This window comes from Nonomuraea sp. KM88 (assembly GCF_052245635.1).
Taxonomy (GTDB): domain Bacteria; phylum Actinomycetota; class Actinomycetes; order Streptosporangiales; family Streptosporangiaceae; genus Nonomuraea.
The window spans coordinates 19,385-33,056 of sequence record NZ_JBQQCC010000034.1 but is presented as its reverse complement, the minus strand read 5'-3'; the positions used below and the strand labels follow the sequence as shown (position 1 = coordinate 33,056).

General features: G+C 72.6%; 12 protein-coding genes. 9 read left to right on the top strand and 3 right to left on the bottom strand.

Annotation, left to right across the window (positions count from 1 at the left end; all coding sequences use genetic code 11):
- Positions 1-11: 11 nt before the first annotated feature.
- Genes ACTWPV_RS47870 through ACTWPV_RS47860 form a run of 3 tightly spaced genes read right to left on the bottom strand, consistent with a single transcriptional unit; the run spans position 12 to position 2,229 of the window.
- Entirely contained in the window at positions 12-1,007 is a 996-nt protein-coding gene (locus ACTWPV_RS47870; RefSeq protein WP_443156940.1) for a hydroxyacid dehydrogenase, read from the bottom strand.
- A gap of 8 nt (positions 1,008-1,015) precedes the next feature.
- Positions 1,016-2,050, bottom strand: coding sequence for a LacI family DNA-binding transcriptional regulator (locus ACTWPV_RS47865; protein WP_443156939.1), 1,035 nt, complete (start codon positions 2,048-2,050; stop codon positions 1,016-1,018).
- Positions 2,047-2,229 carry a hypothetical protein gene (locus tag ACTWPV_RS47860; RefSeq protein WP_443156938.1) on the bottom strand — a complete coding sequence of 61 codons (183 nt, stop codon included), beginning with the start codon at positions 2,227-2,229 and terminating at the stop codon, positions 2,047-2,049. Before ACTWPV_RS47860 ends, ACTWPV_RS47865 begins: the two co-directional genes overlap by 4 nt.
- Positions 2,230-2,448: 219 nt before the next feature.
- On the opposite strand from ACTWPV_RS47860, the gene ACTWPV_RS47855 reads away from it, so the two are divergent.
- The 9 genes from ACTWPV_RS47855 to ACTWPV_RS47815 all read left to right on the top strand — a co-directional run bounded on the left by ACTWPV_RS47855 (position 2,449) and on the right by ACTWPV_RS47815 (position 13,640).
- Positions 2,449-3,732: an ABC transporter substrate-binding protein gene (locus tag ACTWPV_RS47855; RefSeq protein ID WP_443156937.1), complete on the top strand. Its 1,284-nt coding sequence runs from the start codon at positions 2,449-2,451 to the stop codon at positions 3,730-3,732.
- A complete protein-coding gene (locus ACTWPV_RS47850) occupies positions 3,729-4,712 on the top strand; it encodes a carbohydrate ABC transporter permease (protein ID WP_443156936.1) in 984 nt (327 codons plus the stop codon). Before ACTWPV_RS47855 ends, ACTWPV_RS47850 begins: the two co-directional genes overlap by 4 nt.
- The gene (locus tag ACTWPV_RS47845) at positions 4,709-5,530 is read left to right on the top strand and encodes a carbohydrate ABC transporter permease (protein WP_347644372.1); all 822 of its coding nucleotides are present in this window, start codon (positions 4,709-4,711) and stop codon (positions 5,528-5,530) included. The genes ACTWPV_RS47850 and ACTWPV_RS47845 overlap by 4 nt, the downstream gene beginning before the upstream one ends.
- A gap of 77 nt (positions 5,531-5,607) precedes the next feature.
- A complete protein-coding gene (locus ACTWPV_RS47840) occupies positions 5,608-6,600 on the top strand; it encodes a hypothetical protein (RefSeq protein ID WP_443156935.1) in 993 nt (330 codons plus the stop codon).
- 54 nt (positions 6,601-6,654) lie between these two features.
- Positions 6,655-7,599, top strand: coding sequence for a cucumopine synthase-related protein (locus tag ACTWPV_RS47835; RefSeq protein WP_443156934.1), 945 nt, complete (start codon positions 6,655-6,657; stop codon positions 7,597-7,599).
- On the top strand, positions 7,596-8,690 hold the full coding sequence (locus tag ACTWPV_RS47830) for an NAD(P)/FAD-dependent oxidoreductase (protein ID WP_443156933.1): 1,095 nt from the start codon (positions 7,596-7,598) through the stop codon (positions 8,688-8,690). Before ACTWPV_RS47835 ends, ACTWPV_RS47830 begins: the two co-directional genes overlap by 4 nt.
- Positions 8,687-9,913: a cytochrome P450 family protein gene (locus tag ACTWPV_RS47825; RefSeq protein WP_443156932.1), complete on the top strand. Its 1,227-nt coding sequence runs from the start codon at positions 8,687-8,689 to the stop codon at positions 9,911-9,913. The genes ACTWPV_RS47830 and ACTWPV_RS47825 overlap by 4 nt, the downstream gene beginning before the upstream one ends.
- Before the next feature lie 161 nt (positions 9,914-10,074).
- Positions 10,075-11,292, top strand: coding sequence for a mannose-6-phosphate isomerase, class I (gene manA, locus ACTWPV_RS47820; protein WP_443156931.1), 1,218 nt, complete (start codon positions 10,075-10,077; stop codon positions 11,290-11,292).
- Positions 11,293-11,351: 59 nt separating this feature from the next.
- A complete protein-coding gene (locus tag ACTWPV_RS47815) occupies positions 11,352-13,640 on the top strand; it encodes an ATP-binding protein (protein WP_443156930.1) in 2,289 nt (762 codons plus the stop codon).
- The last annotated feature ends 32 nt before the right edge of the window (positions 13,641-13,672 follow it).

Genomic DNA, 13,672 nt, shown 5'->3' with positions numbered 1-13,672 from the left:
CCGCGGCGGCATCAGGCGATGCGGTGCAGGTCGGCAGGGCTGACGGCGCCACGGAGCGGGCGGCCGCGGGCGAGGCGTTCCACCTCCGCCACCGCGAACTCCCCCAGCCGCCGCAGCTCCCGACCCCTCGCCCCGCTGATGTGCGGGGTCACCAGGACGTTGGGCAGGGCGAGCAGCGGGTGGCCCGGGGGCAGCGGCTCGGGGTCGGTCACGTCGAGGACGGCGCCGATGCGGCCACCCGCGCAGTGGCGTACCAGGGCGTCGGTGTCGACGAGGGCGCCGCGGGCGGTGTTGACGAGCACCGCCCCGTCGCGCAGGAGCGACAGCCGCCGGTCGTCGAGCAGGCCGCGCGTCTGCGGCAGCTCGGGCGCGTGCACGGTGAGGAGCTCGGCGCGCCGGCACAGCTCGTCGAGGGGGACGAGGCCCGCGCCCAGCGCGGCGGCCTCCTCAGGGCTCGCGTACGGATCGCTGAGCAGGATGTCCGCGCCGTGGGCGCGCAGCCGTCCGATGACCAGCCGGCCCACCCGCGAGGCACCGACGACCCCGACCACCGCGCCGGCCAGCCCGCCGCGCTCCCCCGGCGTGGCCACGCCCGGCAGCGCGTCGCCCGACCAGCCGCCGGCGGCGTACGCGCGGGCGCGGACGAACGCCTGCTTGGCCGCCAGCACCAGCATCGCCAGCGTGAAGTCGGCCACGGGCACCGCGTTGGCCTGCGCGGCCGAGGAGACGACGATGCCCCGGTCGAACACCTCCGCCGTCAGATGGCCCTTGACGCTGCCCGCCGCGTGCACGACCGCGCGCAGCCGGGGCGCGGCGGCCAGCACGCCGGCGTCGATGCGCGGGCAGCCCCAGCCGGTGATCAGGATGTCGGCGTCGAGGGGCCCGTCGAAACGGTCGATGACGCGGTCGTGCACCCGGGCCACCAGCGACAACCGGCGCAGCAGGTCCGGCGGGAAGAGCTCGGGCAGCAGCGGCGGCCGCAGGGCGAAGGCCGCGAGCGGGCTCATCGGGAAGGTCACCGCGGGCCGAGCGGCCGGACCGAGCCGCGTACCACGATGTGGGTGCCGAGGATCAACGGGCCGGCGCCCACCCGGCCGAGCGCGAGCCGCACGGCGGCCCGGCCGAGCTCGTCGTGCGGCAGGTGCACGGTCGTCAGGCGCAGGTCCTGCGCCGGCGGGACGTCGTCGTAGCCGACGATCGAGATGTCCTCGGGGACGCGCAGCCCGTGCTCGTCCAGCGCCTGGATGGCCCCGGCGGCGACCAGGTCGTTGCCGGCGAAGACGGCGGTGAAGCCGGGCGGCCCCTCGGCCAGGCGGCGTTTCATCGCGTCGTAGCCGGCCTCCCGCGAGAACTCCGCCTCGACCTCCAGCGCCGGGTCGGCGGGCACGCCGTGCTCGGCCAGCGCGCTGCGGTAGCCGGCCACCCTGCTCTCGGAGGTGGTGTGGCCGGGCCGCAGCCCGAGGTAGAGGATGCTGCGGTGACCGGCCGAGAGCAGGTGGGCGGTCACGGCGTGGGCGCCGCCGGTGTTGTCGTAGCCGACGACCAGGGCCGGCACCCCCTCACCCAGCGGCGGGCGGCCGCACAACACCAGGCGCGAGCCCGCGGCCGCCAGCGCGTGCGCGTACTCCGTCATCCGCTTGCGGTAGTCGTCGTCCAGGATCACGCTGCCGACCAGGATGACGGCCTCGGCCCGATGCTCGCGCAGGAGCCGCACGATCGACAGCTCGCGGCCGGGGTCGCCGCCGGTGGTGCAGATGAGCGACAGCCGGCCCTCGAGCGCCGCCTGCTCCTCCACGCCCTGGGCGATGTAGGCGTAGTAGGGCATGGCCACGCTGTCGACGACGATCGCGATGGCGCCGGGGCGGGCCGCCGACAGGGCCCTGGCGTGGGCGTTGGGGACGTAGTCGAGCTCGCGCACGGCCCTGACGACCTTGTTGCGGGTGGCGGCCAGCACGGGGTAGTCGCCGGCGAGCACCCGGGAGACGGTGGCCACGGACACCCCGGCCCGCCTGGCCACGTCACGGATGGTGACCCGGCCGGACGGGGTCACGTGGCCTCCCCGGTGGGGAGAGCCGCGGTGACGGCGGCCCCGGTGACGGGCCCGGTGACGGCTCCGGTGACGGCTCCGGTGACGGCTCCGGTGACGCCGACGCCGGGCGCGCGCGGCGCCACCCGCTCCCGGGCCTGGCCGGTGCACGCGCGGGCGGCCCGATCGGGCGGCAGTCTCACGGCGAACCTCCAGACGGGTAACCGGTTACATGGCTGATGCCCGCGACGCTAAGAGATCCACCACGGTCCGTCAAGGCCAGCTCCAGCAGCTTTGTAACGAAAAGTTAACAGCGCATTGACGCCACCTGCCGACGCGTCTAGCGTCCGCCTCACGACGTCAGAAGTAACCGGTTACCTCGCATCGGCACCGATCTCATTCCCCCACGAGAGGTGGCCTCGATGGACAGACCACTCACCCGCCGCGGACTGCTCAAAGGATCCGTGCTCTTCGTCGCCGGCGCCGCCGTCTCCGCATGTGGCGGCGACCCGCTGGCCAAGACCAAGACCCCGCCCGCCACCGGCAACGCCAAGATCACCCTCAACCACTGGTACCACGAGTACGGCGAGGAGGGCACCCAGCAGGCGGCCCTGCGCTACGCCGCCGACTTCACCAAGGCCAACCCCGACATCGCGGTCAAGGTGTCGTGGATCCCCGGCGACTACGCCACCAAGTGGACGGCCGCCGTCCTGACCCCCGACGGCCCCGACGTCTACGAGGTGAACGACGTCGGCCCCAACATGGTCAAGGCCGGGCAGGTCACACCGCTCGACGACGTGCTCGGCGCGGAGAAGTCCGACTTCGACCCCAAGGTGCTGGCGCCGTACACGTGGGGCGGCAAGGTCTACGCCGTGCCCATGGTCGTGGACCCGATGCTGGTGTTCTACCGCAAGTCGCTGTTCCAGAAGGCCGGAGTGGCCGTGCCGACGAGCTTCGCCGAGTTCGCCGCGGCGGCCAGGAAGCTGACCACGGGCAGGCAGAAGGGCCTGTTCGTCGGCAACGACGGCATCGGCGACCTGGGGATGCTGGTGCCCTGGTCGAACGGCAACCTGCTGGTCGACGACCGGAAGATCATCTACGACGACCCGAAGGTGGTCGAGGCGCTGACCGCGCTCAAGGACCTGTACGACAGCAAGGTCACCCTGCAGGGTTACTCGACCGACTGGTGGGACCCCGGCGCGCTGATCACCGGAGCGGCGGCCATGCAGTGGGTCGGCATGTGGGCCGTCCCCGGCATGACCGCCGAGCTGGGCGACGACTTCGCCTCCTTCCCGCTGCCGGCCTTCGGCCCCGGCGGCCGGCAGGTGGTCAACATGGGCGGCTGGGTGCAGGTCGTCAACGGCAAGAGCGCCCACCTGGAGGCGGCCACGAAGTACGTGCGCTGGTTGTGGGTGGAGAACACCGCCGCGCAGACCGACTGGAACCTCGGCTACGGCTTCCACATCCCGCCCCGCACCAGCGCCGCGAACGCGGCGGACAAGCTCAGGACCGGCCCGGCCCAGGCGGTGATGGAGGCCGCGAACACGCACGGGGTCAAGCAGCCCGCCCTGTGGACCCCCGAGGTGGAACAGCCCTACACCGACGCGGTCACCGCCATCGTCAAGAAGGGCGCCGACCCGGCCAGGACCCTGGAGGAGGCGGCCAAGCGGTCCCAGGACATCCTGGACAAGGTGCCCGCGCTATGACGACGACGGCCGCGCCCGCCCGCCCCCGCGCCGGCGGGCCCCACCGCGCCCGCGCGCGGTGGGCCTCCAGGTGGCCGGCCTGGCGCGCGTTCGTGCTGCTCACGCTGCCGATGGTGGCCGGGCTCCTGCTGTTCAAGTACGTGGCCATCGGCTGGGGCCTGCTGCTCAGCTTCAACGACGCGCGCGGCACGATCAGCCTCGGCTCGTGGAACGGCCTGGACAACTACCGGCGGCTGCTCGGCGACCCCGCCTTCACCAGATCGCTGGTCACCATCCTGGTGTTCACGCTGTTCATCGTCCCGGTGACGTTCGCGCTGGCGCTGGGCCTGGCGGTGCTGGTCAACCGGCTGCGCGGCGGCCGGGCGTTCTTCAGGACCACGTTCTTCATCCCGGCGGCCGTCTCGTACGTGGTCGGCGCGCTCGTGTGGAAGATGAGCCTGTTCAGCGGCACGCCGTCGGGCGTGGCCAACAGCCTGGCCTACCTGCTCGGCCACGAGGACTCGATCGGCTGGGTGGCGACCGTGGACCCGCCGCTGTACTGGATCGTGCTGGTCACGGTCCGGCTGTGGCTGCAGACGGGCTTCTACATGATCCTTTTCCTGGCGGGCATCCAGCAGATCCCCGCCCAGCTGTACGAAGCGGCGCGGGTGGACGGCGCGCACACCGAAGGGCAGCTGTTCCGGCACATCACCTGGCCGATGCTGCGCAACACGTCGGTCGCGGTGACGCTGCTGCTGATCATCAACGCGTTCCAGGCGTTCGACGAGTTCTACAACATCCTGGCCTCCAACCTGTCGGGGCTGGGCGGCGCGGACGGCAGGACACCGCTGATCTACCTGTTCCAGACGGCGCTCGGCGAGCAGAACTACGGCGCAGGATCGGCGGGGGCGTTCGTCGTCACCCTGCTGATCGTGGTGTTCACGCTGCTGCAGGGCCGCTTCGCCGGGTTCGGCAGGACCGCCGAGGAGGAGGGGCGATGAGGAGACGGCATCCGGGCTCCTACGCGGCGGCGATCGTCTTCGCGGTGCCGTTCCTGCTGCCGTTCTACCTGCTGATCCGCAACGCGCTCATGACCAGGCGGGAACTGGGCTCGCTCGAATGGCGCTGGTGGCCCGAGGAGATCAGCTTCCAGGGCTTCGCCGACGCCTTCGGCAACGAGGCGGTGCCGCTGGCGCACGCCCTGGTGAACTCCACGCTCATCGCGACGATCTCCGCGCCGCTGTCGACGCTGCTCGCGTCGATGGCCGGGTACGCGCTGGCCCGCATCCCCGTGGCGGCGTCCAGGCCGGTGTTCTTCTTCATCATCGCCACGATGATGGTGCCGGGCGCGGCCACGTTCATCCCGACGTTCGTCGTGGTCGGCTCGATGGGCGGGGTCAACACCCTGTGGGGGCTGATCGCCCCCGGCCTGTTCAGCGCGTTCGCCGTGCTGCTGTTCCGCGGCTTCTACCTGCGTTTCCCGCGCGAGCTGGAGGACGCGGGCCGGGTGGACGGCCTGGGCTTCCTCGGCCTGTACGCCCGGCTGGCGCTGCCGAACTCCGGCGCCCTGTTCGCCTCGCTCGGCATCCTGTCCTTCATCGAGCACTGGAACGCCTTCCTGTGGCCGCTGGTCATCGGCCAGGACCCGGAGTACTGGACCGTGCAGGTGGCGCTGTCCACCAACCTCAACCAGCAGGCGGTCAACCTGCCGGCGCTGTTCGCCGGCGCGCTCGTGGCCATCCTGCCCCTGGTCGCCCTCTTCCTCATCGCCCAGCGGTGGATCGTCAGGGGCGTCCTGCTCACCGGCATCAAGGGCTGAACCGGCGATCCACCAGGACGCGGCCCCGCCCGGAATGGCCTCGCGGGCGGGGCGCGGCCTTGGTTACATTTGCGTACGTGTCGGAACCTCTTGAAGTGGTGTGCGACGAGTCCGGCGCGGAGGGCGAGAAGCTCGTCGGCGGCAACACCGACGTGTTCGCCCACGCCGCCGTCCTGATCAGCCGGCGGGCGGCGGAAGAGTGCATCGGCGAGCTGCGCGAGAGGGCGCCCACCCCGGCCAGCCAGTACGCGGCCGCCCACGTCCTGCGCGACAAGCACCGGGCCACGCTCAGGTGGCTGCTCGGCCCGTCGGGTCCGCTGCTCGGCCGCGCCCACGTCTTCCTGGCCGACAAACCCTTCCTCGCCGTACGCAAGATCGTCGCCCTGCTCGACGCGGGCCAGCCGCCGGGCATCGACCTCGACCTCGGCCCGCTCTCCGCGGCCAGGGCGCTCACGCTCCACCGCGAGGGCCCGCGCGCGTTCGGGGCCGCGCGGTGGACGTCCTTCCTCGACTCCTTCAACTACCTGCTGCGCGCCAAGAACGGCCAGGGCGTCACCATGTCCGCCGACGACGCCTTCCTCCTGGTGGACGAGCTGCGCGGACCCGGGCCCGCGGGCGAGATCATGGAGCTGCTGTGGCAGGCCAGGCCGCGGGTGGCCGCCTTCAGGGAGCGGCTGCTGGAGGCCCCGCACGTCTTCCCCGCCCTCGACCCGCTGATCCCGGCCATCGTGCGGGCCGTGGAGTTCTGGCACCGCGGCGGCGAACCGGTCCGGATCGTGCACGACCGGCAGACCACCCTCACCGACGAGCGCGTCGCCCAGCTGCGGGAGATCCTCGACGGCCGGCTCGCCGGGCTGCGGCTGGCCGAGTCGTCCCTCGACGTCCGGGTCCAGGTCGCCGACGTCATCGTGGGCGTGGCCCGCAGGATCGCCGAGGACGAGCTGGCGGGGCGGGGCGATCCGGTGCTCACCGCGCTGTTGCGGCCGTACGTCGACGAGCGCTCGATCTGGAGTGACGCCCGGATCTGGGCGCCGCTGGGGCAGCACCCAGATGCGGTCATGTCCGGGTAAATACCCTGACCACGCCCTGTTTCGCCACAAAATGCGACGATACAGTGACGTACTGTGAACGAGACTAAGCGTGTGGAAATAACCTGGCCCAGCCTCGGCATCACCGTGGCGGCCCAACTCGACGAGCGCAACCCCGCCCTGGCCCAATGCCTGTGGGACGCGCTCCCCTACCGCAGCCTGCAAGGACACGCCCTGGTCGCGGGATACCACCTCTACCACGTGGCCCCGGTCCACTCGCTGCTGCACGCCCCCGCGGAATACCGCGTGGACCGCCGCACCGTGCCCGACGGCACCCTGTTCTGCTCGCGCCTGCAGCACCTGGGCATCAAGTACGGCGAGCTCACCGAGCCCATGACCGCCACCCCCGTCGGCCAGGTCGCCGAAGAGGACCTCGACGCCCTCATCCAGGCCGGCCATGAGGTCTGGAACGCCGTCTACACCACCAAGGAACCCGTCATCGCCGAAGTGCGCCGCGCCGGCGGGGACGGCGGCCACGTCCTGCCCCGGCTGCCCATCGGCGACCCGCAGCTCAACGAACTCGTCAAGGACGTCCACGCCGAGACCCAGCGCATCTGGCTCGACCCGCCCCGCGAGCTCGTCGACCTCCACGAGGGCCGCATCCCCTCCGGAGCCGGCAGCTACGAGACCGTCCTGACCACGCTCCTGTTCGTCAACGGCGAGACCCGCCCGCTCGGCTACAGCTGCTACGGCGGCCTCGTCCGCGCCGCCCTCGACGGCATGCCCATGCCGTGGCTGCGCCAGATGACCCGCCAGCTCGCCGCCACACCCGCCGAGTTCCTCGGCTACTGCGGCCTCGACACCCTGTGGGACTTCACCCAGCGCCTCCTGTCGGGCCTGGAGCGCCTCGACAGCCACGAGGACTTCATCTCCGTCATGGCCCACATGGCGCTCTACTGCAACTGCCTGGGCGGCTGGAACCTGCACCTGTTCCCCTGGCAGGCCGGCGAGAGCCTGCGCGCCGTACGGGAGCCGGTGTGAACGGCGGTTCCCGGGTGGTGGTGGTCGGCGGCGGCGTCATCGGCCTGTCGATCGCCTACCACCTGGCCGAAGCCGGCGTCGACGTCACCCTGCTCGAACGCGGCACGCTCGGCTCCGGCGCCTCCCGCGCCACCGCCGACGTGGTCCGCTCCTACTTCGCCGGCAACCCCGTCAGCTCCGCGCTGGCCGTACGCAGCCTGCAGGCCTACCACGCCTTCCCTGACCGGCCCGGCACCGACCTGCCCCTGCGGCAGGTCGGCTACCTGATCCTGTTCACCGAGCCCGAGCAGCTGTCCGCCTTCCAGGCCGACCTGCCCGCCCAGCACGCCGCCGGCGTCGACGTCCGCCTCATCACCGCCGAGGAGGCACGGGAGCTCAACCCCCTCGTCGGCGACGACACGCCGCTGCTGGCCGCCGCGTACTCGCCGCAGGCCTACATCTCCGACACCACGGCCATCGTCACCGCCTACGCGCAGGCGGCCGAGAAGGCCGGCGCCGTGCTGCGTACCGGCTGCCCGGTCACCGGCATCGACGCGCAGGCCGGCCGCATCCGCACGGCCAGCGGCGAGATCGGCGCCGACGCGATCATCTGCGCCGCCGGCGCCTGGTCGGCCTCGCTCGTCCGCTGCGCGGGCGTCGACCTGCCGCTCACCGAGCCCATCGAGCAGGAGCTGCTCACCACCGACCCGCTGCCGCCCGGCACGCCCGACGTCCCGGTCACCCTGCACGCCGCCACCGGCCTGCTCATCAGGGTCCGCGACGACCGCATGCTGATCGGCATGGGCTACCCGGGGCCCGACCGGGAGGCATGGCGGCGCGAGGTCGCCGGCCGGGTCGCCGACGTCTACCCGAGCCTCGCGGAGCTCGCGCTGCACACCGCCGTCACCGGCCTGCGCGACGCCAGCCCCGACCGCACCGCCTTCATCGGCCACCAGCCGGGCCCTCCGGCGTTCCTGTACGCCACCGGCTTCTCCGGCCACGGCCTGTGCAACGCGCCCGCCGCCGGCGAGCTGGTCCGCGACCTCTACCTCGACCAGGACCCCGGCTTCGACGTGACCGCGCTGGCGGTCAGCCCACGACGAACGGGATGACCATGACAGACGACCACCGCTTCATCCTCGACCCGGCCACCCCCGACCTGCACGGCGACGACGACCGGCTGCGCGCGGCCGGGCCGCTCGTCCCGGTGACCGCGGAAGGCGTGCACACCTGGGCCGCCACCCGCTACTCCACGCTGCTGGCCGTGCTGACCCACCCGGACCTGTCCAGGGAGCTGCGCTACTGGAAGGACCGCGACAGCGCCCCGCCGGGCACGGCCATCACCCGCATCGTCACCGACACCTCGATGCTCAACGCCGAAGGCGACGAACACCGTAGGCTGCGTGCCCCGCTGACCGCCGCGTTCACGCCCCGCCGGCTCAAAGGGCTGCGCCCGAGAATCGAGGAACTCACCGCCGCACTCATCGACCGGCTCGCCGCGATGCCACCCGGCCGGCCGGTCGACATGCGCAAGGAGTTCGCCTACCCGCTGCCCCGCGACGTCATCTCCGACATGATCGGCATCCCGGCCGGGCACCAGGAGAGACTGCACGAGCTCACCGACGCCGTCGCGCAGGTCGGCGGCAGCCTCGACGACACACCCGACCTGCGCCAGGCCCTGCACGTGCTGCTCGGCCAGATCATCGACGAGCGCCGCGACAGCCCCGGCGAGGACCTCATCACCGACCTGATCACGCTGCGCGAGCAGGACGGCGGCCGGCTCTCCAACGAGGAGCTGTTCGCCACCATCGAGCTGCTGTTCATCGCCGGCCACGTCACCACGGTCAACCTCATCACCAACGCCATCGGCGCCCTGCTCCACGTGCCCGACCAGGTCGAGCTGCTGCGCGCGGGCAAATGCCCCTACAGCGCGGCCGTCGAGGAGACCCTGCGCTGGGACTCGCCGATCGCCTACTTCCCCATGCGCTACGCCCGGCGCGACGTCGAGATCGACGGCGTGCGCGTGCGCGCCGGGGAGCCCGTGCTGGCCTGCTTCGCCTCCGCGGGACGCGACCCTGACCAGTACGGCGAGGACGCCCACCTGTTCGACCTCACCGACCCGCCGGCCACTCACCTGTCCTTCGGGCACGGCCCGCACTTCTGCCTCGGCGCGCCACTGGCCCGCCTCGAGGCCGAGGTGGCGCTGTCCGCGCTCTTCGACGCGTTCCCGGAGATCGCGCCCGCCGTGCCGGCCGAGGAGCTGCGCCCGCTGGACACCCTGCTCGGCAACAGCACCCGCACCATGCCCGTCCTGCTGGGCCCGCGCGCGCGGTGACCCGCCGCAGGCCCGGTGATCCGCTCGCACGGCGACCCGCCGCGGACCCGGCGGCAGGGAAAGGCGGCGGGAAAACGTGCGCCGCCCGCAACACGGCACCTGAGTGCTGACGCCCGCCGATCGCGTTCTACGCTCCATGGACGACGATTGGAGCCGACGCCGTGCCACAGAACGACCTGCCGCCGACCGACGCGCCCATGCGCCTGGCCACCACCATCCGCCCCTACGACTGGGGCTCGGTCACCGCCCTGCCCGAGCTGTTCGGGACGGAACCCACCGGCCGGCCGCAGGCCGAACTCTGGATGGGCGCCCACCCCGGCGCCCCGTCGACCGTCGACGGCATCCCCCTCAACGACCTCATCGCCCGCGAGCCCGCCGCCACCCTCGGCGAGCGCTCCACCGCACGATTCGGGCCCGCGCTCCCCTACCTGCTGAAGGTCCTCGCCATCGAGCGGCCGCTCTCCCTCCAGGTCCACCCCACCACCGCGCAGGCCGAGGCGGGCTTCGCCGACGAGAACGCCCGCGGCGTCCCGCTCGACGACGCCACCCGCACCTACAAGGACGCCTCCCACAAGCCCGAGATGGTCTGCGCCATCACCCCCTTCCACGGGCTGTGCGGGTTCCGCGACCCCGCCTCCACCGCCGACCTGCTCGACCGCCTGCGCCTGCCGGACCTGCGACCCTGGATCGGCACGCTCCGCTCAGGCGAGCCGGAGACCGCCCTGCGCACGGTGTTCGCCCAGATGCTCGACGACGCGTCCCGGCCGCTGCGCGCCCAGGTCGAGCGCGCCCTGCTCGACCTCGGCCCCGGCAGCGGCACCGGCACCGGCGGCGGCGACGACCTCGCTCCCTACGCCGGCATCGCCCGCGCATGCCCCGGTGACCCCGGCATCGTGGCCGCACTCCTCCTCCACCACGTCGACCTGCTCCCCGGCCAGGCGCTCTACCTCGGCGCCGGGGTGCCCCACGCCTACCTCGGCGGCATCGGCGTGGAGATCATGGCCAACTCCGACAACGTGCTGCGCTGCGGCCTCACCACCAAGCACGTCGACGTCCCCGAACTCATGCGCGTCGTGGACTTCACGCCGGCCGCCCCGCACGTCGTCCCTCCCGGGCACGACACCGCCGGCGAGCACCGCTACCGGCCGCCCGCCCCCGAGTTCGCGCTCACCCGCTACGACCTGACCGGCCAGGCCGCCCACACCCTGCCCGGCGGCGTACCGCGGATGGTGCTCTGCGTCGACGGCGAGAGCCGCCTCGGAGAGGGCCTCACGTTGCGCCCCGGGCAGTCGGCCTTCGTGCCGGCTGCCGCGCCGCCGGTGCGGCTTTCCGGCAAGGGCACCGTGTACGGCGCCGAACCCGGCGCCTTTACAATGTAGATTTCCAGGCGCCTGGGCCCGCGGGCTGCCGGGCTTGACCTGGCACGTTACTGTGGGACATGGCCACGAAACGGCCCGACGGCAACCTGCCGCTCGAACTGACCAGCTTTGTCGGCCGCCGCCACGAGCTCGCCCAGGCGCGGCGGCTCATGACCCAGGCCCGCATGCTGACATTGACCGGCGCCGGCGGTGTGGGCAAGACGAGGCTCGCGCTGCGCGTCGCGGCCGACGTGCGCCGGGCGTTCCGTGACGGCGTGTGGCTGGTCGACATCGCCCCCCTGAGCGACGGCGAGTCACTCGCCCCCGCCGTCCTCGACGCCCTGGGATTCCTCGACGAATCCCCGCAGCGGCCCGACTCCGGCCTGGTGGAACTCCTGGAGTCGAGGCAGCTGCTCCTGCTGCTGGACAACTGCGAGCACATGCCCATGGCGGCGGCCGTACTCGCCGGCAAGCTGCTGGGCGCGGCCCCTGGGCTGCGGATCCTCGCGACCAGCCGTGAGGCTCTCGGCGTGGAGGGCGAGTGCGTGTTCACGGTGCCGCCGCTCGCCCTGCCCGGGCACGGCCGGTCCACGGCGTCCGACGAGGCGTTGACCCTGTTCGCCGAGCGGGCGGCGGCCGTCCAGCCGGACTTCGCCCTCGGCGACGACAACGAGCCGGCGGCCGAGCTGTGCCGGCGGCTGGACGGCGTTCCGCTGGCCATCGAGCTCGCCGCAGCGCGGGTGCGGGTGCTGTCCGTGGCCCAGATCCTCGACCGCCTGGACGACCGGTTCCGGCTCCTCGTAAACCGGCGGCACACCACCGTCCCCCGGCACCGGACGCTGCGCGCGGCGATCGACTGGAGCTACGACCTGTGCGACCCCGCCGAGCGCGCCCTGTGGGCCCGGTTGTCGGTGTTTCCCGGCGAGTTCGGCCTCGAAGCCGCCGAGCAGGTCTGCTCCGGCGGCGAGATCGCCACGGAGGAGGTGTTCGACCTGCTCGTCGGTCTGCTCGACAAGTCGATCCTGACGCGCTCCGAGCGCGCCGGGCGCGCCCGATATCGTTTCCTCGACAACATCCGTGCATACGGCCATGCCATCCTCGTGGACTCCGGCGAGGAGCCGGAGCTGCGCCGGCGGCACCGCGACTATCTTCTGGGCCTGGCGCGGCGGGCACGGGACGAGTGGTTCGGCCCCGACCAGGCGCGGTGGGTCACCAGGCTCCAGCACGAGAAGGACGACCTCAGGACGGCGCTGGAGTTCAGCCTCGGCGAGCCCGGCGAGGCGCACGCGGCGCTGGAGATGGTCACCTCGCTGTGGAACTACTGGCTCTTCGCCGCGGGTTCCTTCGGCGAGGGCCGCCGCCTGCTGACCCGGGCCCTCGAAGCGGCTTCCGAGGCCACCCCGGTCCGCGCCGACGCACTGTGGGTGGCCGCCTGGTTCGCGCTCAGACAGGGTGACGTGGACGCCGCCCTGCCCCTGCTCAGCGAGTGCCACGATCTCGCGCGGCGGCTGGACCATCCGGGCGCGCTGACCTGTGCCACCCACTTCTCGGGGCTGGCCGCCCACCTGAGGGGCGAGCACCGCGAGGCGCTCGCGCTCCTGCTGGAGGCGCGCGAGCGCTACCTGGCCGACGGCGATCAGGCGGGCGGGTGGATGACCCTGTTCCACCTGGCGATCGTCCACTCGGCGCTGGGCGACCATGACCAGGCCGCGTCCTCGGCGGCTGAGTGCCTGGCGATGTGCGAGGGCCTCAGCGCCTACCTGTCCAGGTCCAACGCGCTGTGGGTGGCGGGCCTTTCGCACTGGTTCCAGGGGGCGCACGACCAGGCGGCGGCGCTGGTCAAGAAAGGGCTCGACGTCATGCGCCGCCACGACGACCGGTGGGGCGTCGCCGAGAGCCTGGAGGTGCTGGCCTGGATCGAGGCGGCGCACGGCCGGGAGGAGCGGGCGGCCACCCTGTTCGGCGCCGCGGGCATGGTGTGGCGCTCGATCGGCACGGTGACGCCCGGGCTGCGGCCCTTCACCGACTTCCACAACATCTGCCAGACGCGGGTGCGCGGCGCCCTGGGCGCGAGCGCGTACATGAGCGCCTTCCAGCGGGGCGCCGGCCTGTCCCTCGACCAGGCCGTCGACTACGCGCTCGACGTCGACCGCGGCTCCTCGGCCGAACGCCCGCAGCCCTCCGTCCTCACGCCTCGCGAGCAGGAGGTCGCCGAGCTGGTCGCCCAAGGGCTGAGCAACAAGGAGATCGCCGCGAGGCTGGTCATCGCGCAGCGCACCGCCGAAGGGCACGTCGAGCACATCTTGACCAAGCTGTCCCTCTCCTCCCGGGTGCAGATCGCGACATGGTTCACCACCCACGGCCGCTAGAACGACGACGCCGTGCTCAGGCGTTGGGGCAG